Source organism: Luteimonas sp. GW821-FHT14E02 (assembly GCF_058803905.1).
In genome coordinates this window covers 325,690-347,190 of sequence record NZ_JBXAPK010000003.1, presented here as the reverse complement: position 1 = coordinate 347,190, position 21,501 = coordinate 325,690, and the positions used below count along the sequence as shown (strand labels likewise).

Here is a 21,501-nt window from a genome sequence, read left to right as displayed (position 1 = left end):
GCGTGAGATCAAAGTGGCGAGGGAATTCGCCGCGTTTCCATTCGAGAGGAAGTGACCTGCCCAATTGGGGCAGTTAGCGTCGTGAATTGACGACACATCTTGCGTCTTGAATAAGACGCACAACCCAATATCATGGTGATGTTTGACGTGAAGAAAATGTGACGTCAATCACTATTTTGCTCCGATCGATTCCGCCACGAGCGTTTCTGGGAATCTGGAGCACATCGGAGGGGAAGTTTGAATTCGATCGTGCAGGCTAAGCCGCGCTCGCGACGCTTCAACAGTTTGTCGCGTGCTGGACTCGCAGTCATCGCCGGACTGCTACTACTGGTAACCGCTGCGTCCGTACAGGCGCAAGTGCAGCGGACATTTCTTGACCCGGGCTTCGAAATTCCCAGCTTTGGAGGGAGTTCCTGTATCGCGCAGCTCGGTGAGAGCGCGCTTCCGGGATGGTCCACGACCCATCCGTCTGGAGCAGGCTACGGCTGCGGTCCCGTCCCGGCGACGACGGGTCCCTTGATCGAGCTATGGGCCAATAGCGCTCTAGGCGTGACCTCCCGTGGCGGCAGCAATCATGCGGAGCTCAATGCCGAGGCGGCTTCACGCATCTACCAGACCGTCTGCCTCGTCAACGGCGAGACGATCAATTGGCGCTTTTCGCATCGTGGACGCCAGTCGTCCTTCACCGCCGATGTCATGGACTTCAACATCGGCCCGACCGCCACTGGCGCAACGACACGCATCGTCCGAGCCAGCGACGCCAACGACGGCAATCCAGGGGGCGCCAGTCTGTGCGTCACAGGCGGCACCTGCTCGCGCGCGGCCGGTCCAAATGGTTGGGGCGATTACAGCGGCAGCTTTACCTGGAGTGGTGGCAGCGGAAGCCAGACCATCGGCTTCCAGGCGATTTCCTCGGGAGGTGGCGACACCACGCAGGGCAACTTCCTCGACGACATCCAGATCACGTTGCAGCCCTACGTCGAATTCTCCAGCAGCACGTACCAGACCGTCGAAGGCGCCACCATCGATGTTCCGGTGCTTCGGGTGACGGGCACCGTGCCGACCGGCGGCATCACGGTCCCGGTCGCGATCACCGGCACCGCCACGCTCGGCCAGGACTACACCACCACCAGCGGCACCAACACCATCAACGTTACGGTTCCGGCAGGTGTGTACGACGGCAACACGTTCAACCTGACCATGTCCTCGCTGCAGGACACGGTGATCGAGAACAACGAGACCCTGGTCCTGACCATCCAGCCGTCGACGGGTTACGTGCTGACATCCACCACGACTTGCGGCAGCACGGCCAACAACAACGTCACCTGGACGCTGCTGGACGACGACGTCGATCTGCGTGCAAGCAAGAGCGTCAGCAACGCCACGCCGGCGGGTGGTGTCGCGACGACTTTCACGGTGACCTTCGAGAACAACACCGCCGCGACGCTGCTGGCGCCGACGACCTCGCACAATGCGGTGGCCGCGGTCTCCGACGCCATTCCCACGGGACTCACGTTCACGAGCTGGACTTGCGTCGCCAGCAACGGCGCGAGTTGTCCGGGCGGAACGACCAACGGAACGACCAGCGGCAGCGGCGCGATCAGCGGCAACGCGACGCTGCCCGCGGGCAATGCGGCGGCTGGCGGGCGCGTGGTCTACACGATCACGGCGACGCCCAGTGCCACGCAGTGCACGGCCGTCACCAACACCGCGATCATCACGACGCCGTCGACGTTGAACGAAGGCACCTCCGTGCAGGCTGGATTCGTCTCGCCGGCGCCCGGAGGCGCGGCCAACAACACCGCGCAGGCCACGGTCGACCCGGTGTGCGGCAACCTGAGTATCACCAAGACCAACACGCCCGGTTCGGGCGCGACCGATCAGACCAGCGACACGGTGACCCGTGGAACGAGCACCGTCTACAGCATCGTGGTCAGCAATGGCGGCCCGGATGCCGCGAACAACGCCGTTCTGCGCGATCCGGCGACGGCTGGCCTGACGTGCACGGCGGTCAGCTGCGGCAGCACGACCGGCGGTGCCGTGTGTCCCGCTTCGGGAGCGGGAGTGGGGCAGTTGTCGATCGTCAACCTGCAATCGGCGGGCGGCGTGGTGCTGCCGACATTGCCGGCCAACAGTTCCTTGACCGTCAGCCTGACCTGCACCGTGTTGTGACGAAGGGCGCGCTTTACGCCGGACCATGAGGTAAGCGCCAACGACGATTGGCGCGCGGAGATGAAGTGCCATGCATCGCATGGCGGCACCGATGTTGCAGTGCGTCTAGACGTCCCGTTTACCGGCGTTAGGATCGAGACGGATGCATGGTGCCGTCCCGTGGACGGCATGTGGGCTCGACGGCACGTCCGTTCCGGTGGCAAGGAGGGCCATGAAAATTCTCGTCAATCTTGTTCTGGTCGCGGCGTGTCTTGCTGCAGGGCTTTGGGCGGGTCCCCATTTGCGTGTCGCTTATGCGCGTTGGTTTCCGCCTCCCGAGTTCGTGACCGGGAATTACGAAGCGCTCTATCGGCAGGCCGGGAAACCAGTGGTGATGTTCTCGACCTCCGAATGTCCTTACTGCCGCAAGGCACGCGAGCTATTCAAGCGCGAGGGCGTGGATTATCGGGACCTTGTCATCGATCAATCGCCCGATGCAAACCGGCAATTCGAAGCGCTGGGGGCCGGTGGCGTGCCGCAGTTGTTCATCGGCGATCGCCGTATCACTGGCTTTCGTGAGAAAGCGATCCGTGATTCGCTGGCATTGATTCAGCAGAAATGACTCAAGACACCCGCATGTCGGCTGCGAAAGGAGATGCGGCCAGCGCACGGAATGGCATCGGCTGTTCCGGCATCGGAGATGGCTCGGCGAGGGAATTGCTGGACTGTCATGGTTGCACGATTCAAGGAGAAAACTGATGAAAACGAAGAATCGCCGTGTCAGGTTGCTGTTGGCAGGTTGTGCGTTCGCCCTTGGGCTGGGCATCAGTTTCACGGCTTTTGCGCGTCCATGTTGCAGCAATTGTGATCCTGAGGATCCGGATTCGTTCTGTTGGGCGATCTGCAGTCCGGAGTGCTGATGCTTGTGCGTCATGGAGGGGCGGTCATCGCCCCTCTTTCGTAACGGCGACCGGGGGACGGGCTAAGATTCGCATCTTGTGGTCCAAGGACCTTCGCGCCGGAGTTGCCGATGACGCTTTCGCTTTACGACGCTTCCGTTCCCGCGCTCGTGCGCGGGCTCGAGAATCTCTCACGACAGATCGACAAGGGCGCCGCGCACGCGCGCGAGGCTGGAATCGATCCCGTCGAACTCGTCCAGGCGCGTCTGGCGCCCGACATGCTGTCCCTGGCCGGCCAGGTGCAGCGCGCCAGCGATACGGCGAAGTTCGGCGCCGCGCGGCTCTCGCAAAGTGAATCGCCAAGCTTCCCGGACAACGAAGCCACGCTGGATGAACTGCAGGCCCGGATCGCCAAGACGATCGACTATCTGCGCAGCGTGCCGGCGGATCGGGTCGAGGGCGACGAGGATCGTGAGATCCGTTTCCGTGCCGGCTCGCGGGAATTGCAGTTCACCGCCCGTGACTATGTCCGTGGTTTCCTGCTGCCGAATTTCTATTTTCATCTGACGACCGCCTACGGCCTGCTGCGCCACAAGGGCGTGCCGCTCGGGAAGATGGACTATCTGGGGCCGTATCAGGGCTAAGCGGCAAGTCGTTAGCCGGCCATGTAGGCGCGCATGAAGAACGCGACAGTGATGCACGCCGTCAACAGCAATGTACCGGCGCGCACGAAACGCGCGGGCAGGCGGCGGCCGACCAGTGCGCCGCCGTAGCCGCCGATCGCCGCGGCGATCAACATGACGATCGTCTCCGGCCAATGGACGGCCCGGGCACTCGCGAAGATCAGCACCGCCATCGTGTTGGCTGCACTGACCATCAGGGTGCGCGGCGCGTTCAAGCTCTTCAGATCGCGACCGTCCAGCAATCCCCAGGCGGCCATCATCATGATGCCAACGGCGCCGCCAAAATAACCGCCATAAACACCCAGACCGAACTGGATGGACAGCACTGCCCACGCGGGGATATGCCAGCGGTGGCGCAACCACTCGCCGAGCCGGTTGCCAAGGCTTAGTGCCAGGAACGCCAAGAGCAGCAGCCATGGCAGCACGAAGTCGAAAGTTTTTGACGGGGTCCACAACAGCAGGAGTGCGCCGATCACACCGCCAACGAGCGTGACCACCAACAAGGAACGCAAGGAGGCCGTGCCCACTGGTCCCAAGCCATCCCGATATGCCCAGGCGCTGGCGATTCCTCCCGGATACAGCGCGACGGTGCTGGAGGCGTTCGCTTGAACCGACGGAACGCCTGCCGCGATCAATGCGGGAAGACTGACGAACGAACCGCCGCCAGCGAGCGCGTTCATGGCGCCGGCGGTCAAGCCGGCGAGAAACAAGAGTGCGAACGCATCCATGAGGGAAGGCTAGTAAGGGATTTTGCCGCCGCAGTCCAGCGGGATCGTTGTTCACTGAACACTGTGTCCTTCCAGCGATCGACACATAGGCCGGAAGTCATGTGCGCCGACCTCTACCTTGGTCGACGATGCCCGCGACCGCGACGGCGATCCGCATAGCACGCCGCATGCTTGCGCTATAGTCGGGCGCATCGTCCACCCAGCCGACTCGCAAGGTGAAGCATGATCACTCTGACCGTCAACGGACAGGAACAGCGCTACGACGGCGATCCCAACATGCCGTTGCTGTGGTATCTGCGCGACAGATTGGGATACACCGGCACGAAGTTCGGCTGCGGCATGTCGCTGTGCGGCGCTTGCACCATCCACCTCGACGGCATCGCCATGCGAGGCTGCGTCACACCGGTGGCGGCAGCGGAAGGCAAGCAGGTGACAACGATCGAAGGCCTGTCGCCGGATGTCAGCCATCCGCTGCAGAAGGCCTGGCAGGAACTCGACGTCGCGCAATGCGGCTACTGCCAGCCGGGCCAGATCATGCAGGCGGCTTCGCTGCTGAAGACCAATCCGAATCCCAGTGATGCCGACATCGACAGCGCCATGGCCGGCAACATCTGCCGCTGCGGCACGTACACGCGCATCCGCGCCGCCATCAAGCTGGCCGCGGGGCAGGGAGGTGCGGCATGAAGCGCATCGGGAGCAATGGCGACGAGATGGCGCCGCACAACGAAAAGATTCTCAATGAAAGCAGGCGCGCGTTCGTACTGGGCTTCGGTGCCGGCAGCTTGCTGCTTGCGGTCGGTGGAATCCCGCTGGCGCATGCGCAGGGGGCGACGCCGCCCAAGAAATACGGCGGCGAAGCGATGGAAAATGGATTGCGCGACGATCCGAATCTCTTCATCGAGATTGCGCAGGACGGCACGGTCAACATCGTCTGCATCCGCTCGGAAATGGGCCAGGGCGTGCGCACCAGTGTGGTGATGGCGATCGCCGACGAACTCGGCGCGGACTGGTCGCGGGTGAAAGTGAAACAAGCGCCCGGCGACGAAGTGCGATACGGCAATCAGGACACCGACGGCTCGCGCAGCCTGCGACAGGGCTTCGCCGCCTGGCGTCGCGCGGGCGCCGCCGCGCGCACGATGCTGGAAAGCGCCGCCGCGACGGCCTGGGGCGTCGATGCCAGTGAAGTGAAGGCCGGCGTGCACGAAGTCGTCCACGAAAAATCAGGACGCAAGCTCGGATTCGGCGAACTTGCCGGCAAGGCGGCCGCGCTGTCGGTGCCGAAGTCCGATACGCTGCGTTTGAAGTCGCCGTCGGAGTTCCGCTACATCGGCAAGGGCAAGACCCATCTGATCGACGGCGCGGACATTGTCAGCGGACGCGCCAACTATGGCATCGACACGCGTCTGGACGGCATGCTCTACGCGGTGGTTGCGCGTCCGCGCACGTATGGTGACAAGGTCGCTTCGTTCGATGCCGGCGACGCGGAAAAGGTCGCGGGCGTGGTCAAGGTGCTGCCGCTGAACGCCACGTCGATTCCATCCGGCTACCAGCCGCTGGGTGGCATCGCGGTGGTCGCCGACAACACGTGGAGCGCGATCCAGGCGCGCCAGCAGTTGAAGATCGAATGGACGCGCGGGCCGAATGCGGATTACGACTCGCTCGCTTATCGCGCTCGCATCGAAGCGGCGTGCAAGCAACCGGGCAAGGCTGTGCGCACCGAAGGCGATGCCGACAAGGCGCTGGCGAGCGCGGCCAAGCGTTTCACCGCCGATTACTACGTTCCGCATCTCGCGCATGCGCCGATGGAGCCGCCGGCGGCGGTCGCGCGTGTTGAGGGCGATCGCTGCGAAGTCTGGGCTTGTACGCAGGCTCCGCAGGCGACGCGCGAAGAGGTTGCCAAAGCACTCGGCATCGCGTTGGAGAACGTCACCGTCAATGTGACCTTGCTCGGCGGCGGTTTCGGCCGCAAGTCCAAGCCCGATTTCATCGTCGAGGCGGCGCTGCTGTCGAAAGCGGTCGGCAAGCCGGTCAAGCTGACCTGGACGCGCGAGGACGACATCGTCAACGATTACTTCCACGCCGTCTCCGCCGAGCATTTCGAAGCGGGCCTCGACGCATCCGGCAAGGTGACCAGCTGGTTGCACCGTACCGCGTCGCCGGCGATTGCTTCGACCTTCGGGCCAGATCCGGTGCACCTGTCGCCATCCTTCCTCAGCCACGGCATCCTCGATTTGCCGTTCGCGATTCCGAACATCCGCCTCGAAACGGCGGAGGCGAAGGCGCATACGCGCATCGGCTGGTTCCGTTCGGTCTACAACATCCCGCATGCTTTTGGCATCCAGAGCTTCGTGGCCGAACTCGCGCATGCCGCGGGACGTGACCACAAGGATTTCCTGCTCGAATTGCTCGGTCCCGATCGCAGGTTCGAGCCGAAGGCGCTGGTCGACGTGCGCAACTACGGCGAAGATCCCGCGTTGTATCCGGTCGACACCGGTCGCTGGCGTCGCGTGATCGAAACCGTCGCGAAGGAAGCAGGGTGGGGGCGCAAGCTGCCCAAAGGCCGTGGCCTCGGCATTGCTGCACACTACAGCTTCGTCACCTACACGGCGGTGGTGTGCGAGGTCGAGATCGGCGACGACGGCACGCTGACGATTCCGCGCGTCGATATCGCGGTCGACTGCGGGCCGCAGGTCAATCCCGAGCGCGTGCGTTCGCAGATGGAAGGCTCCGTGATCATGGGGCTGGGCCTGGCATTGCACGGCGAGATCAGCTTCAAGGACGGCGCCGCGCAGCAGACCAACTTCCACGAGTTCGAAGTGCTGCGCATGAACGAGGCGCCGCGCGAGATCCGTGTGCACATGGTCGCGCCGGACGATTTCGAGAAGCCGCTAGGCGGCGTCGGAGAACCCGGCCTGCCACCGGTGGCACCGGCGTTGACCGACGCGATCTTCGCCGCCACCGGCACGCGTATCCGTGCGTTGCCGGTGCGTGATCAGCTCGCGGCAGCGGTGAAGGCGAACGCGGCCTAAGCCTGATCGGCAGACTCCGCCGCGATGTGGATCGCGAAGCCGTTCGTGCCCGGACGTTCCAGTCCGGGCCTGAGGGTGAGCGCCGGGATGTCATACGCGCCGCCGTTCTGCACGCGATAGGCGATGGGCGGTTGCGTCCACAGGCCGTCGAGGCGTCCGGCGAGTTGCTCGCACATGCGCGCGTAGCCGGCCGTATCGAGTTTGCTCGGCCGATAGACGACGAACGGCGGCAACACCTCGAATCCCGGGTAATGCAGGATGCCGTGGTTGATCGGAAAGAGCAGATCCTCGATCGGCCCGTTGATGCCGCGCGGACCGTAATGCGTGTCCCAGCCGCCGGCGGTCACCGAGAGCATCGCGCGCTTGCCGACGAAGACGCCTTCGCCGTAGCGGTCGCCCCAGCGCTCGTCCGAATGCTCACCGACGCCATAGGCGAATCCATTGGCGAACACGCGATCGACCCAGCCCTTGAGGATCGCCGGCATGGTGAACCACCACAGCGGGAATTGCAGGATCAGCGCGTCGGCCCAGCGCAGTTTTTCCTGTTCGGCGATGACGTCGGGCGTCTGTGTTCCCGTGTCGAACGCATGGCGTGAATCCACAACGATGTCCAGGCGGTTCTCGGCATCGCGATCCATGAAGTCGCTGGCGTCGAGCGAGGGCTTCCAGCCCATCGCATAGAGATCCGACGTCTGCACTTCATGCCCGGTCTCGCGCAGATGCCGCTCCATGAACGTCTTGAGCGTGCTGTTGAGCGAGGCCGGTTCCGGGTGCGCATGGACGATCAGGACGCGGCGCGGACGCTCCGGCAAAACATCGGAACGATCAGCCTGCGACATCGATGACCACCTTGCCGAACGGGCCACGATCCAGCGCGTCCAGCGCGGCGGGCAACGCATCGAAGGCATGACGCGAATCGATCACGGGCTTCAGTTTCAGATGATCGACCGCGCGGACCAGATCCTCCAATGCGCGCCGGTGACCAACGCCGATGCCCTGCACGGTGACAAGCTTGAGCAGCAGCGGAGCGACCGGCCCGGAGACTTCGAATCCTTCCAGGACGCCGATCACCGAGATACGCCCCGACCCGGCCACGGCTTCCAGCGAGCGGCCAAGATGCGATCCGCCGGCGATCTCGAGGATATGGTCGATGCCGCGCCCGTTGGTGAGCCCGTGCACGGCTTCCACCCAGTCGCCGCCGCGCTTGATCCCGTGGTGCGCGCCGAGCTGCAACGCGCGTTGCAGCTTGTCGTCGCTGCCCGACATCACGAACACCTCGGCGCCGAGCGCCTGCGCGATCTGCAATCCGAACAAAGCCACACCGCCGGTGCCTTGCACCAGCACCGTCTGGCCAGGCTTGAGGCCGCCAAGTTCGACGAGGGCATACCAGGCCGTCAGCGCGGCGATGGGCAGGGTGCTCGCTTCGCCGTCGTCGAGGCTGGCCGGTGCGTGCACCAGCCAGTCTTCGGGCAGCGCGAGATATTCGGCCAGCACACCCGGGAAGACGCCGCCCAAGGTGGCGTGATACGCGCGCTGCGTGGAAATCGAAGGCCCATCGATCCAGTTCGGAATGAAATTGGCGATGACGCGGTCTCCTTCGGCGAAGCGCGAGACACCGGTGCCGGTGGAGACGATCCGGCCGACCATGTCCGAGGCCGGGACGAAGGGAAACTGCAAAGGGAGCCCGGCGCCGGATTCGATCACCATCTTGTCGCGGTAATTCAGTGATACGGCCGCGACTTTGACCAGGACCTCGCCCGGGCGAGGTTCGGGAACAGGGACGTTTTCGAGCCGCAGGTGTTCTCTGCCAATGGCGTCGAACGACCAGCGGCGCATCAGGGAAGTCATGGGAGTCTCAACTTGGGAGCGGTGATCCGCGAGAAGCGCATCGTAAAGAGAAATAAAATCACCAGTGATGAATTAGAATCCGATGATTGATTCCAGGTGAGCACCAATAAGATGAACGATCGGATCGCCGGCATCGATGTCTTCGTAGAGGCGGCGGAGGCGGGCAGCTTCTCGGCGGCGGCCGAGCGACTGGTGCTGACGCGCTCGGCCGTGGCCAAGACCATCGCGCGACTCGAGAAGCGGCTGGGCACGCGTCTGTTCCACCGCACCACGCGGAAACAGGCGCTGACCGAGCAGGGCCAATTGTTCTATGCGAGCTGCCGGCGCGCGATCGAAGAGATCAAGGCCGGTCAGGCACAACTGGAGTCGGGCCGCAAGGAAGTGAGCGGGCGATTGCGGGTGAGCGTGCCGGTGTTGTTCGGGCGCATCTGCGTCGCGCCGGTGCTGCTGGAGATGGCGCGCGTGCATCCCGGCCTGCAGCTCGACATCTCTTTCAGCGATCGGGTGGTGGATCTGGCCGCCGATGGATTCGATCTCGCCATTCGCACCGGATCGCTCGGCGATAGCGGTGATCTGATCGCGCGGCGACTCGTCCGGCAGCGCATGACGCTGTGCGCCTCCCCCGACTACCTTGCACGACATGGGGCGCCTTCCAGCCTCGATGAACTGGAACGACATGATGCGGTGGTCTATGCGCGGCCATCCAGGCGCGTGCGGAGCTGGCTGTTTCCACAACCGTCCGGCGAAGTGCGCGAGATCGAGCCGCGTTCGCGCCTGCGTTTCGACGATCTGGAGGCGATCGTCAATGCCGCGATCGCGGGACATGGCATCGCCTGGCTGCCATGCTGGCTGATCCACGAAGGTGTGCGCAGCGGACGGCTCGTGCGCGTGCTGGATCAGCAGCCCGGCATGCTGTTCGACAGCCACGCCGTATGGCTGCGCGAAGTCGGAACGCCGCCACGCATCCGTGCCGCCGTCGATGCCTTGTTGAATTCATTGCCGGAAGTGATGCAATGAGCCCGCCTCTGGCAGTGCGCGCCGCCTGTGCAAACTGGCTCAGCCGGCGAATGTGTCGTAAAGCAGCTTGAGGTTGAGGCCGACGATCAGCAGCGCAATCGCCCAGGCGATGCGCGTCAGCCAGCGCGGCGTGACCAGTGCGCCCATCTTGGTCTTGTCGGACACGAAGCGCACCAGCGGAATCACCGCGAACGGCAGTTGCATCGACAGCAGCACCTGACTGAACACCAGCAGCTTGGCCGTGCCTTGCTCGCCGTACAGCGCGGTGACGATCACCACCGGCACGATGGCGATGCCGCGCGTCACCAGCCGGCGTGCCCAGTCGGGCAGGCGCAGGCGCAGGAAGCCTTCCATCACGATCTGCCCGGCCAGCGTCGCCGTGATCGTGGAGTTGGCACCGGAAGCGAGCAGGGCGATCGCGAACAATGTGGAGGCGATGCCGACGCCGAGCATCGGCGACAGCAGTTGGTAGGCCTGTTCGATTTCCTGCACGTCGGTGCGTCCGTGCGCGTGGAACACCGACGCCGCCATGATCAGGATCGAGGCGTTGACGAACAGCGCCAGCATCAGCGCGATCGTGCTGTCGGTCACCGCCCAGCGCAGTGCGGTGCGGCGGCCTTCCTCGGTGCGCGGATACGCGCGCGTCTGCACGATCGAGGAATGCAGATACAGATTGTGTGGCATCACCGTGGCGCCGATGATGCCGATGGCGAGATACAGCGCGGCCGGATCGGTCACCACCTTCGCCTGCGGCACGAAGCCGCCCAGCACATCGCGGATCGGCGGCTGCGCCAGCAGCATCTGGATGGCGAAGCAGGCGAAGATCACCAGCAGCAGTGCGATCACGAAGGCTTCCAGCGTGCGGAAGCCGCGTTTCATCAGGTACAGGATCAGGAACACGTCGATCGCCGTGATCACCGCACCGGCGGTGAGCGGAATGCCGAACAGCAGGTTGAGCGCGATCGCGGTGCCGATCACCTCGGCCAGGTCGCAGGCGATGATCGCCGCCTCGCAGGCCAGCCAGAGCAGGAAATTGACCGGCTTCGAATAGTGGTCGCGGCAGGCCTGGGCGAGATCGCGTCCGGTGGCGATGCCCAGGCGCGCGGCCAGTGCCTGCAGCACGATCGCCATCAGGTTCGACAGCAGGATCACCGAGAGCAGGGTGTAGCCGAATTTCGAGCCGCCGCTGAGGTCGGTGGCCCAGTTGCCCGGGTCCATGTAGCCCACCGATACCATGTAGCCGGGGCCGAGGAAGGCGAACAGGCGCCGCCACCAGAGGCTGGAATGGGATACGGCGACGCTGGCGTTCATCGAGCCCAGGCTGGGCGTGGCCGGCTCTTCGGTCTGTCGCCAGGCCGGGCTGGGGGTCGGATAGGGCAGGCGTTCGGCCATGCGCTGGGGAATTTAAGGAGTCAGGGATGCCGGATGACTCGCAATATAGCAAGTGCTAATTTATAAAGCAAAGGCGGTAAAAATGAATCGGGCGGGTATTTTTCACGTTTTCGGGGGAAAATAGCCGCCCGAGCCGCGAAGGAACCGCGGCGCGTACAGAGGAAATGACGGATGGCCAATCGCGCCTCCAAACACCCGCCCGTGGCCGACGGCCCGACGCTCGTCGATGCCGAGGTCCATGCCGAGACGTTCCGCCACGTGCGCGAGGCGCATCGGTCCGAGCTGATCGAGGATTACGTCGAGCTGATCTCCGATCTGATCACCGACGGTGGCGAGGCGCGCCAGGTCGACATCGCCGCGCGTCTGGGCGTGGCGCAGCCGACCGTGGCCAAGATGCTCAAGCGGCTGGTGAAGAGCGGGCTGGCGCAGCAGCGTCCGTATCGCGGCATCTTCCTCACCGAGGCCGGCGAGCGCCTGGCCGCCGAAAGCCGCGAACGTCATCGCACGGTGGAGCATTTCCTGCTCGCGCTCGGTGTCGACGCCGACACCGCGCGACGCGATGCCGAGGGCATCGAGCATCACGTCAGCGAGGCGACGCTGGCGGTGTTTGCGGACTTCGTGAAGCGCTCGCAGGACAAGCGGTGATGTCTTCTGTCGCGACACCGGACGAGGCGGCTTTGTCCGAGGACGTGCGCTGGATGCGCCACGCGCTGGCACTGGCCGAACGTGCGGAGCGCGAGGATGACGAGATTCCCGTCGGCGCGGTGCTGATCGACGCGGCCGGCGAGATCGTCGGCGAAGGCTGGAACCGCAACATCGGCGACCATGACCCCACCGCGCACGCGGAGATCGTGGCGATGCGCGTCGCCGGCCGCCGGCTCGGCAATCATCGCCTGATCGGCTGCACGCTCTACGTCACGCTGGAGCCTTGCGCGATGTGCGCGATGGCGATGGTGCACGCGCGGTTGGCGCGAGTGGTCTATGCCGCGGCCGATCCGAAGACCGGTGCCGCGGGCAGTGTTTTCGATCTGTTGGCCGATTCGCGTCACAACCATCGCGTGCAGGTACAGGGTGGTGTGCTGGCGGAGGAGGCGGGCGCGCGCCTGACCAATTATTTCCGCCGCAAGCGGGGCAAACAGCCGCTTGGTGGCGATTGACCCGGCGGTTTTGCGCGGCTCGTTACGACGGGTCCGTGACTATCTCGAACGAGAGATGCTGCGGCGAGAGCGCCCGCAGGAAATCCATGGCATTGAAGGCTTCGCCAGCGGATGCGGTGCCAGTCAAGCGACAGCGGCCGTCGAGGATGCGCTCGATCGCTTCGGCGAGCAGTGGCGCTGTCACTGCGTAGATGTCACGCCCCCATGCCGCCGCATGCCGCGTTTCGTCGCCCTTGCGAATCATCACTTCCATGAGAAAGGCCTGGGAGGATTTTCCACTCTCGTCCGCGGGCACCGGCGCTGGCGTGTCCGGATCGTGGATGTCGTCCCATGGCTTCGTATTGAGGAACGCATGCACCTCCGGTGCTTTCAGATGCCGTGAGATGGTGACGATCTCCGACAGCGGGAAGGCGACCATGTCCTGCGTCCCGAATTGCGCCGAGAATCGCCATGTGCGGGTAGGCCGGGGATCGGAAAGGACTTCGTATCGGCCACCGGACATGACGAAGCGGGGCGCTGGATTGCGTTCCCCGGTCAGTCGAGAACCGCGCGTCGGATGCCAGCTGTCGAGCGCGGTCGCGATGGTGATCTCGTCGGCCGCGTCCCAGTCCTGCATGGCGGCCGTGGCGAGCAGGTCGCTCAAGCCGCCGTAGAACGCCATCGATGGCACGATCAGGATGCCGGCACGTGTTGCCGCATCGTTGAACCGTTCGAATGCGGCAAGCGCGACGCTTTGTTCGGCTGCGACATCGAGATAATGGATGCCGTTGTGCAATGCCGCTTCGATGATGGGCGCCGCCGTGTCGATGAAAGGGCCGGCGCAATTGATGATCAGGCGGGCACCGGAACAGGCACGGTCGAGCGAGGCGGAATCTTCCACCGAGGCGAGACGCACTTCGGCTTCGGGATGCTCGCACGCGACGGCTTCAAGCTTGTCGATGTCGCGGCCGCAAAGGATAGGACTCCAGCCGCGCCGGGACAGTTCCGCCACCACGAAGCGGCCGGTGTGGCCCGCGGCGCCGAAGACCGGGATTTTCTGCTTGCCGGCGTGAATTCCTTGCGGGATGTGCTGCGTCATGACGTCTCTACTCATGTGCTTGTTGGACACGAGCAGTAGGCCACGGCGCCGTCGGCGTCGCTGTCGGAATCTTTAGCGATCGTCCGAAGCTTGCGGCTCCTTGCGCTCGGCCACCTTGTCCGCCACCTGCTCACGCTTGCGCATGCGCGCGATCGCGTGGCGGTGATCCATCTCCTCGTTGATGGTGGCCACCGCCATTCGCGCTTCGCGCGCCAGGTAGAGGCTGGCGGCGAACATCGCCAGGACGCCGAGCGCCGCCAGCACCGTCGGCAGCAGGGCGATGCGATAGCCGAGGAAGGCGTCCGCGGCCAGGCTCAGGCTGGTGCCGACGAAGCAGCTGATCGCGCCATACAGGCATTGGCCTCCGTGCAGGATCAGCACGCTGCGTCGTCGCTGGATCGTGATGCGCCGCTCCAGCACATCGCGGTATTCCTGATCGGAGGTGTCTTCCAGCTCCTTCAGCACCGCGCGCAGGCGGTCGTTGATCCGGGCCAGACGGTTGTTGGCGGAGGTCAGTAGCGACGCGGTCGCGGTGAGGAAGAACGCGGGCGCGAGCATCGCGGTCAGGACGTCGTAGTGGGCGAGGGCGGGGCTCGGCATGGCGGCTACACGGGACGGGGCTGCGCTATGATGCCGCGCTCCGACAACCACGACGAGCCATGGCAGCGAATTTCGAAAGTGAGGGACGACTGATCTGGATCGACCTGGAAATGACCGGGCTCGACACCGACCGCGATTCCATCCTCGAAATCGCCACCATCGTCACGGACTCCGAGCTCAAGGTGCTCGCCGAGGGCCCGGAGTTCGCCATCGCCCATCCGTTGTCCGCGCTCGAGGCGATGGACGAGTGGAACCGTCACCAGCATGGCAAATCGGGTCTGTGGCGGCGCGTTCTGGAGGAGGGCGTACCCATGGCCGAGGCGGAGGCGCGCACGCTGACCTTCCTGCAGCAGTGGGTGGGACACGGACACTCGCCGATGTGCGGCAATTCGATCTGCCAGGACCGCCGCTTCCTGCATCGGCAGATGCCATCGCTGGAGAAGCACTTCCATTACCGCAACCTCGACGTCAGCACGATCAAGGAACTGGCACGTCGCTGGGCCCCGGAAGTGCTGGCCGGTTTGCACAAGGACTCCGCGCACACCGCGCTCAGCGACGTCCGCGATTCGATCAAGGAACTGCGCCACTATCGCGCCTTCATGGGACGCTTCGCCGCTTCCTCGGCGCCCTAAAATGAAACGCCCCGCATGGCGGGGCGTTTCAACGGCTGGATGATGTCGCGTTATTGCAAGGTCAAGCGGCGCCCTTGGCTTTTGATTTCGCCAGCTTGAGCCACGTGTCGACGACGGTATCGGGATTCAGCGAGACCGATTCGATGCCTTCCTGCATCAGCCATTCGGCCAAATCGGGATGATCGCTCGGTCCCTGACCGCAGATGCCGATGTACTTGCCCTTGGCACGCGCGCTCTTGATCGCCATCGACAGCAATTTCTTCACCGCCGGATCGCGCTCGTCGAACAGGTGCGCGACGATGCTCGAATCGCGGTCGAGGCCGAGCGTGAGCTGGGTGAGGTCGTTGGAGCCGATCGAGAAGCCGTCGAAGATATCGAGGAATTCGTCGGCCAGCAGCGCGTTCGACGGCACCTCGCACATCATGATGATCTTCAGATCGTTTTCACCCTGCTTGAGGCCGTTGGACGCCAGCACCTCGAGCACTTTGCGGCCTTCGTCGAGAGTGCGCACGAACGGGATCATCACCCACAGATTGTCGAGCCCCATCTCGTTGCGCACCTTGCGCACGGCCCGGCATTCGAGCGCGAAGGCACCCGCGAAGGAGGGATCGACGTAGCGGCTGGCGCCGCGGAAGCCGATCATCGGGTTCTCTTCGTGCGGTTCGTACTTGCTGCCGCCGATCAGGTTGGCGTATTCGTTGGACTTGAAGTCGGACAGGCGCACGATCACCGGGTTTGGCGCCACCGACGCGGTCAGCGTGGCGATGCCTTCGGCGAGGCGGTCGACGTAGAAGCTGACCGGATCGGCGTAGCCGGCGATCTTGGCGTCGATCTTCTTCTTCGTTTCCGCATCCTGCTTGCCGTATTCGAGCAGCGCATTGGGATGCACGCCGATGTGCGCGGCGATGATCATCTCCAGGCGCGCCAGGCCGATGCCGGCGTTGGGCAGCATGGCGAAGTCGAACGCGCGCTCCGGGTTGGCCACGTTCATCATGATCTTCAGCGGCGCCTGCGGCATCGACGACAGATCGGTGGTGATGCGCTCGAAGGGCAGGGCGCCCTTGTAGATGAAACCGGTGTCGCCCTCGGCGCAGCTGACGGTGACCTCGCTGCCGTCCTGGATGGTGTCGAGCGCATTGCCAGTGCCGACGACGGCCGGCACGCCGAGTTCGCGCGCGATGATCGCGGCATGGCAGGTGCGGCCGCCGCGGTTGGTGACGATGGCCGAGGCGCGCTTCATCACCGGCTCCCAGTCGGGATCGGTCATGTCGGCGACCAGCACGTCACCGGGCTGCACGCGGTTCATGTCATCTAGCGAACGCACCACGCGGGCGACGCCGCTGCCGATCTTCTGGCCGATGGCGCGGCCTTCGGCGATCACATCGCCGCGCTTGTCGAGCTGGAAGCGCTCGATCTGCGTGGCCTTGCCGCGCGACTTCACCGTTTCCGGACGCGCCTGCACGATGAAGAGCTTGCCGCTGACGCCGTCCTTCGCCCATTCCACGTCCATCGGGCGGTCGTAGTGCTTCTCGATGATCAGCGCCTGGCGCGCGAGTTCATGCACGTCCTCGTCGCTGATCGAGAACTTGTTGCGCAGTTCGGCCGGCGTGTCCTCGTTGCGCACGCGCTCGCCGGGCTTGTCCGAATACACCATGCGGATCTGCTTGGCGCCGATCGAGCGGCGCAGGATCGCAGGCTTGCCTTTCTGCAGCGTCGGCTTGTAGACGTAGAACTCGTCGGGATTCACCGCGCCCTGCACGACGTTCTCGCCGAGGCCGTAGCTGGCGGTGATGAACACCACTTCGCGGAAACCCGATTCGGTGTCGAGCGTGAACAGCACGCCGGATGCACCGACGTCCGAGCGCACCATCAACTGCACACCGGCGGAGAGGAACACGTCCTCATGCTTGAAGCCATGGTGCACGCGGTAGGCGATGGCGCGATCGTTGTAGAGGCTGGCGAAGACTTCCTTGACCTTGTGCACGACATCGTCGGCGCCGACGACGTTGAGGAAGGTTTCCTGCTGGCCGGCGAACGAGGCATCCGGCAGGTCTTCCGCCGTGGCGGAGGAGCGCACCGCCACCGCGACATCGCCTCCACCGTTTTCCTTGCACAACTGTGCATAGGCATTGCGGATGTCGGTATCGAGATCGGATTGCAGCGGCGCGTCGATCACCCAGCCGCGGATTTCCTTGCCGGCCGCGGTCAGGGCCGGCACGTCTTCCACGTCGAGCGTGGCCAGCCGGTCGAAGATGCGCTGGTGCAGATCGTTATGCGCGATGAAGGCCTTGAAGGCATCGGCGGTGGTCGCATAACCGCCAGGCACCGAAACGCCGAGCTTGGCGAGGTTGCCGATCATCTCGCCGAGCGATGAATTCTTGCCGCCGACTTGGGCGAGGTCGGTCAGGCGCAGGTCGTGCAGCCACAGGATATTGCTGTGTAGAGCGCGGGCGCTCAGGGCAGGTTGGTCCAAAACCAGGCACTCCGGTGTTCATGCATTGGGGGGAGCGGGCAAGGCCCGCAGAAGTTGTTATTTTACCTGCCGCGATGCCCCACGCATCCATGGAGCCTTAACACGTGACGACACGCCCGGTCTTCTATGTCTCCGACGGTACCGGTATCACCGCCGAAACGATCGGCCACAGTCTGTTGACGCAGTTCACTGAAACCGTTTTCGTCACCGACCGCATTCCCTTCGTCGACAGCCCGGAACGCGCCCGCGAGGTGGCCGAGCGCATCCGTGCCTCGGGCGAGACGTTCGCGACCAGACCCATCGTCGTGAGTTCGTGTGTAGACCCGATGATGACCAGTCTCATCGGCGAAAGCGGCGCGCTGATGCTGGACGTGTTCGCGCCCTTCATCGAGCCGCTGGAGAAGGAGCTGGAGCAGGGGCGGCAGTCGCGGGTGGGGCAGGCGCACGGCATCGCCGATTTCGAGGTGTACCACCGCCGTATCAACGCGATGAATTACGCGCTCACCCATGACGATGGGATTGCCATCAATTACGACGAGGCCGATCTGATCCTGGTCGCCGTCTCGCGCGCCGGCAAGACGCCGACCTGCGTGTACCTGGCGCTGCATTACGGCGTGCGCGCGGCGAACTATCCACTCACCGAAGAGGATCTCGAGCACGACCGCCTGCCGCCGCGCCTGCGCGCGCATCGCAACAAGCTGTTCGGGCTGACCATCGATCCTACGCGGTTGCAGCAGATCCGCCAGGAGCGGCGCCCCAATTCCCGTTATGCCGAACTGGAAACGTGCAGGCGCGAGGTGGCGGCGGCGGAAATCCTGTTCCGCGCGGAGCGCATCCCGGTGCTGAGCACCACGCATACGTCGATCGAGGAAATCGCCAGCAAGGTGCTGACCACCCTGGGCATCCATCGCGAGATGTTCTAGGCCGGAAATCCAGCGCTTAAATCCAGCGCTTATGTGCTGATCAAGCCTGCCGGTTGAACCGGGACCCGCTGGCCGAAAATCGCGGCGGGTGGGAATCGCGGAAGAGCTTCTACAGTAGGCGTCCGCGTCAAGTTCGTCAATGCTGCCGCAAACGTGTTTGTGCGTGTAGCATCCGGCCCATGTCGCAAGTAATTTCCCGCGCCGAACGCATCCCGAGACTCAGTCGTTTCGGCTGGCTGATGGGCTTGTATGCGGAAAACTTCAACCGGTTGACGCGGCTGTTCGAGCCGGCCGATCTCACGCCAGGTGCCTACGTTTCCGTCATCGGCGACGGGCTCGACCTGCGACTGGATGTGATCGAGCAGCATCCCTACACGACCGAACTGCGCATGACCTATGCGATGCAGGATCCGCTGACCGGCGAACCGGACCCGTCGGCATTCCTGCGCCTGTATCGCGACGCCCGCCAGGTGGAGGCGACGCATTGCTATGTCGGACGCCGCTGGCAGGACGTGATCGGCATGTTCCCGCCGCCGGCCGAGGTGCTCGGGCATCGCATGCGCATGAACACGTTCCTCGGCAAATGGCTGCAATATCTGGCCGAGCGCGGCCACGGCGTGGCGACCTTGCGCCTCGCCGGAGCAGAATCTCCACTTCTTGACGCGGGTTTTGAAGCACGTCGCACTTCTTTTTAATGATCCGTTCACTGCTTTTACGCCCAGCAAACGAGCCCTGCGGACGGGAGTGCTAGCATCCTCGGCGACGCGCATGAATGCGCATGAGGAGATCTCCATGACCAAACTCGACAAACCCTTGCGACGCGAAGTGCAGATCGGCGACAAGGCCTATACCCTCACCATCGATCCCGATGGCCTCAAGCTGGTCGAGAAGGGGCATCGCAAAGGCGTCGAAGTGAGCTGGAGTTCGATCGCGAACAGCGAGCATTCCGCCGCGCAGACCCCGACGGCATAAATCGTCTTCTTTGGACGAATAAAGCGAAAAGGCCCGCTAATGGCGGGCCTTTTCGTTTACAGCAGTAAAGTTGGCGTCCCCACGGGGATTCGAACCCCGGTCGCCACCGTGAAAGGGTGATGTCCTAGGCCTCTAGACGATGGGGACGCTGTGAAACTTGAAGCAGGTTCCTGTCGGGCCTAACGACTGGAACTTGGTGGAGCCAGGCGGGATCGAACCGCCGACCTCCTGCATGCCATGCAGGCGCTCTCCCAGCTGAGCTATGGCCCCACGGCTGGAAAGCGCGAAATTCTAACGAGCGCTTGTGCGGTGCGCAAGGGTTTTGATGTCGGAATGATGACCGCGCATCGCGCGCCTGGAGATCGCCGGTCGGCGGCACCATCCTGATCCCGATCTCCACAATGCCGACCACCACCTGAAAATCGCGGGACATGACGACAGAAACGACCGTTGAGATGCCCCGCGCCTGGGAGTCGAGGCTGGCCGGGTATGACTGGGAAGGCCAGGCGATCGGCTGCTCGACGGCAGCCGTCTTCCGGTTGTCGGCGCGCGGGCGCCCGACACTTTTTGCCAAGATGGAACCCGCCAGCCCGCATGGCGAGTTGCCGGACGAAGCGGCGCGGCTGCGATGGCTGTCGGTGAACGGCATCGCATGCCCCGAAGTGCTGGCGGAAACGCGGGAGGCCGGGCGTGACTGGCTGCTGCTGAGCGCGGTCCCAGGACGCGATCTGGCTTCGTCTCCGAACCTCGATCCTGGGCGGATCGTGGCGATCGCCGCCGATGCGTTGCGAGCGCTGCACCGGCTGGATATCGCCAGCTGTCCGTTCGATCGCAGGCTCGAACGGAGCATCGCGCTGGCGCATGCTCGCGTGCGTGCCGGTCTCGTCGACGAGGACGATTTCGATGATGAGCGCCTGGGCCGTGGCGCGGTCGATCTGTTCGAGGAGCTCCTGGATCGCCGGCCACATGACGAGGATCTCGTGGTGACGCATGGCGATGCCTGCCTTCCGAACCTGATCGCGGAGGACGGTGTGTTCGCGGGATTCGTCGACTGCGCGCGCGCCGGCGTCGCCGATCGTCATCAGGATCTGGCGCTGGCCGCCTGGAGCATCCGGCACAACCTGGGAGAAGCGTGGGTCGCGCCTTTCCTGTCGCGTTATGGCGGTGCCGTCGATCCCGGCCGCCTCGCGTTCTATCGATTGCTGGACGAGTTCTTCTAGCTCTTCCAAATGCGCTCGAATCGGCGCGAGGCCAAGCACCACGACAAGAGGGACATGTGTCTTTCGATTGGTTGACACCGCCCTCGACGCAGCCGCACATTCCCCCGATGTATTGAGTGGCAGGGCTGTCGTGGTGTCGGAGTCGCCGGTGGGAAGGGCAGAGGGCAGGGCGCCGCCGGTCGACGATGGCAGCTTCGAGGCTTTCGTGCGCGACAATCAGGCCGAGCTGCTGCGTTTCTTCCAGGGACGCGTGACGCAGGCGCAGGATGCGGCCGATCTCGCCCAGGAAAGTTGGACGCGATTGATGCGCTACTGGGGCAAGCAGCCGCCGGAAGCCACGCGCCATCTGTTGTTCAGCATCGCGCGCAATCTGCTCAACAATCATTGGCGCTGGAGCCGCTTGCGCCAGATCGAGCAGCCCACCGATTTCGCCGAGTTCGATGCGGCTTCCGAACATCCCGATCTGGAGCGGCAGTTGCAGGGACGCCATTCCTTGCAGCGGCTGGAGGAGGCCATCGTTGCCTTGCCGCCGAAATGCCGCACGGTCTTCCTGTTGAGCCGGATGGAAGGTCTCAGCAATGGTGAGATCGCGCGGCGTTGCGGGATTTCCGTGAAGATGGTCGAGAAGCATCTGGCCCGCGCCATCCTGAAATGCCGGGCGCAGGTAGGAGATTGGGGCGCTTGAGGGTTAATGAGGCT

Annotated in this window: 21 protein-coding genes and 2 tRNA genes; 14 read left to right on the top strand and 9 right to left on the bottom strand. The window is 64.2% G+C overall.

Annotated elements, in window-relative coordinates; genetic code table 11:
- The first annotated feature begins 549 nt into the window (after positions 1 to 549).
- The 3 genes from AC1RNP_RS07180 to AC1RNP_RS07170 all read left to right on the top strand — a co-directional run bounded on the left by AC1RNP_RS07180 (position 550) and on the right by AC1RNP_RS07170 (position 3,694).
- A complete protein-coding gene (locus tag AC1RNP_RS07180; RefSeq protein WP_493050576.1) occupies positions 550 to 2,172 on the top strand; it encodes a hypothetical protein in 1,623 nt (540 codons plus the stop codon).
- Positions 2,173 to 2,383: 211 nt separating this feature from the next.
- On the top strand, positions 2,384 to 2,773 hold the full coding sequence (locus AC1RNP_RS07175) for a glutaredoxin domain-containing protein (RefSeq protein ID WP_493050575.1): 390 nt from the start codon (positions 2,384 to 2,386) through the stop codon (positions 2,771 to 2,773).
- A gap of 408 nt (positions 2,774 to 3,181) precedes the next feature.
- Positions 3,182 to 3,694 carry a DUF1993 domain-containing protein gene (locus AC1RNP_RS07170; protein ID WP_493050574.1) on the top strand — a complete coding sequence of 171 codons (513 nt, stop codon included), beginning with the start codon at positions 3,182 to 3,184 and terminating at the stop codon, positions 3,692 to 3,694.
- A gap of 11 nt (positions 3,695 to 3,705) precedes the next feature.
- Here AC1RNP_RS07170 and AC1RNP_RS07165 read toward each other — a convergent pair whose 3' ends face one another.
- Positions 3,706 to 4,461: a sulfite exporter TauE/SafE family protein gene (locus AC1RNP_RS07165; RefSeq protein ID WP_493050573.1), complete on the bottom strand. Its 756-nt coding sequence runs from the start codon at positions 4,459 to 4,461 to the stop codon at positions 3,706 to 3,708.
- A 222-nt stretch (positions 4,462 to 4,683) separates the two neighbouring features.
- Here AC1RNP_RS07165 and AC1RNP_RS07160 point away from each other — a divergent pair, with 222 nt between their 5' ends.
- On the top strand, positions 4,684 to 5,145 hold the full coding sequence (locus AC1RNP_RS07160; RefSeq protein WP_493050572.1) for a (2Fe-2S)-binding protein: 462 nt from the start codon (positions 4,684 to 4,686) through the stop codon (positions 5,143 to 5,145).
- A complete protein-coding gene (locus AC1RNP_RS07155) occupies positions 5,142 to 7,490 on the top strand; it encodes a xanthine dehydrogenase family protein molybdopterin-binding subunit (RefSeq protein WP_493050571.1) in 2,349 nt (782 codons plus the stop codon). Before AC1RNP_RS07160 ends, AC1RNP_RS07155 begins: the two co-directional genes overlap by 4 nt.
- On the opposite strand, the gene AC1RNP_RS07150 is transcribed toward AC1RNP_RS07155, so the two are convergent.
- Positions 7,487 to 8,329, bottom strand: a complete 843-nt coding sequence (locus AC1RNP_RS07150; RefSeq protein WP_493050570.1) for an NAD(P)H-dependent oxidoreductase — start codon at positions 8,327 to 8,329, stop codon at positions 7,487 to 7,489. The two genes, AC1RNP_RS07155 and AC1RNP_RS07150, sit on opposite strands and share 4 nt — an antisense overlap.
- Positions 8,316 to 9,338, bottom strand: a complete 1,023-nt coding sequence (locus AC1RNP_RS07145) for a zinc-dependent alcohol dehydrogenase family protein (protein ID WP_493050569.1) — start codon at positions 9,336 to 9,338, stop codon at positions 8,316 to 8,318. Before AC1RNP_RS07145 ends, AC1RNP_RS07150 begins: the two co-directional genes overlap by 14 nt.
- 96 nt (positions 9,339 to 9,434) lie before the next feature.
- On the opposite strand from AC1RNP_RS07145, the gene AC1RNP_RS07140 reads away from it, so the two are divergent.
- Positions 9,435 to 10,355 (top strand): LysR family transcriptional regulator, encoded by a 921-nt coding sequence (locus tag AC1RNP_RS07140; RefSeq protein WP_493050568.1) that lies wholly within the window; start codon positions 9,435 to 9,437, stop codon positions 10,353 to 10,355.
- Positions 10,356 to 10,394: 39 nt separating this feature from the next.
- Here AC1RNP_RS07140 and AC1RNP_RS07135 read toward each other — a convergent pair whose 3' ends face one another.
- Complete coding sequence (locus AC1RNP_RS07135) at positions 10,395 to 11,747, bottom strand: Nramp family divalent metal transporter (protein ID WP_493050567.1); 1,353 nt, start codon at positions 11,745 to 11,747, stop codon at positions 10,395 to 10,397.
- Positions 11,748 to 11,918: 171 nt separating this feature from the next.
- Here AC1RNP_RS07135 and mntR point away from each other — a divergent pair, with 171 nt between their 5' ends.
- Positions 11,919 to 12,392, top strand: coding sequence for a manganese-binding transcriptional regulator MntR (gene mntR, locus AC1RNP_RS07130; RefSeq protein ID WP_493050566.1), 474 nt, complete (start codon positions 11,919 to 11,921; stop codon positions 12,390 to 12,392).
- Complete coding sequence (gene tadA, locus AC1RNP_RS07125) at positions 12,392 to 12,904, top strand: tRNA adenosine(34) deaminase TadA (protein ID WP_493050565.1); 513 nt, start codon at positions 12,392 to 12,394, stop codon at positions 12,902 to 12,904. The genes mntR and tadA overlap by 1 nt, the downstream gene beginning before the upstream one ends.
- A 22-nt stretch (positions 12,905 to 12,926) precedes the next feature.
- Here the strand turns inward: tadA and AC1RNP_RS07120 are convergent, their stop codons facing one another.
- A complete protein-coding gene (locus tag AC1RNP_RS07120) occupies positions 12,927 to 13,982 on the bottom strand; it encodes a saccharopine dehydrogenase family protein (protein ID WP_493050564.1) in 1,056 nt (351 codons plus the stop codon).
- Positions 13,983 to 14,054: 72 nt separating this feature from the next.
- Complete coding sequence (locus AC1RNP_RS07115; RefSeq protein WP_493050563.1) at positions 14,055 to 14,582, bottom strand: DUF2721 domain-containing protein; 528 nt, start codon at positions 14,580 to 14,582, stop codon at positions 14,055 to 14,057.
- A 59-nt stretch (positions 14,583 to 14,641) separates the two neighbouring features.
- Between AC1RNP_RS07115 and orn the strand changes: the two genes are divergently transcribed.
- Positions 14,642 to 15,214, top strand: a complete 573-nt coding sequence (gene orn / locus AC1RNP_RS07110) for an oligoribonuclease (RefSeq protein ID WP_493050562.1) — start codon at positions 14,642 to 14,644, stop codon at positions 15,212 to 15,214.
- Positions 15,215 to 15,275: 61 nt separating this feature from the next.
- Here orn and ppsA read toward each other — a convergent pair whose 3' ends face one another.
- Positions 15,276 to 17,672, bottom strand: a complete 2,397-nt coding sequence (gene ppsA, locus AC1RNP_RS07105) for a phosphoenolpyruvate synthase (protein WP_493050674.1) — start codon at positions 17,670 to 17,672, stop codon at positions 15,276 to 15,278.
- A 119-nt stretch (positions 17,673 to 17,791) separates the two neighbouring features.
- Here ppsA and ppsR point away from each other — a divergent pair, with 119 nt between their 5' ends.
- The 3 genes from ppsR to AC1RNP_RS07090 all read left to right on the top strand — a co-directional run bounded on the left by ppsR (position 17,792) and on the right by AC1RNP_RS07090 (position 19,582).
- Positions 17,792 to 18,610, top strand: coding sequence for a posphoenolpyruvate synthetase regulatory kinase/phosphorylase PpsR (ppsR, locus tag AC1RNP_RS07100; protein WP_493050561.1), 819 nt, complete (start codon positions 17,792 to 17,794; stop codon positions 18,608 to 18,610).
- A gap of 179 nt (positions 18,611 to 18,789) precedes the next feature.
- Positions 18,790 to 19,305, top strand: a complete 516-nt coding sequence (locus tag AC1RNP_RS07095; protein WP_493050560.1) for a DUF1249 domain-containing protein — start codon at positions 18,790 to 18,792, stop codon at positions 19,303 to 19,305.
- Between the two features lie 97 nt (positions 19,306 to 19,402).
- Complete coding sequence (locus AC1RNP_RS07090; protein ID WP_493050559.1) at positions 19,403 to 19,582, top strand: hypothetical protein; 180 nt, start codon at positions 19,403 to 19,405, stop codon at positions 19,580 to 19,582.
- A gap of 71 nt (positions 19,583 to 19,653) precedes the next feature.
- Here the strand turns inward: AC1RNP_RS07090 and AC1RNP_RS07085 are convergent.
- Positions 19,654 to 19,729, bottom strand: a tRNA-Glu gene (locus tag AC1RNP_RS07085).
- 47 nt (positions 19,730 to 19,776) lie between these two features.
- Positions 19,777 to 19,852, bottom strand: a tRNA-Ala gene (locus AC1RNP_RS07080).
- A 161-nt stretch (positions 19,853 to 20,013) separates the two neighbouring features.
- On the opposite strand from AC1RNP_RS07080, the gene AC1RNP_RS07075 reads away from it, so the two are divergent.
- Positions 20,014 to 20,802: an APH(3')-II family aminoglycoside O-phosphotransferase gene (locus AC1RNP_RS07075; protein ID WP_493050558.1), complete on the top strand. Its 789-nt coding sequence runs from the start codon at positions 20,014 to 20,016 to the stop codon at positions 20,800 to 20,802.
- A gap of 148 nt (positions 20,803 to 20,950) precedes the next feature.
- Entirely contained in the window at positions 20,951 to 21,487 is a 537-nt protein-coding gene (locus tag AC1RNP_RS07070; RefSeq protein WP_493050557.1) for an RNA polymerase sigma factor, read from the top strand.
- Positions 21,488 to 21,501 lie beyond the last annotated feature (14 nt).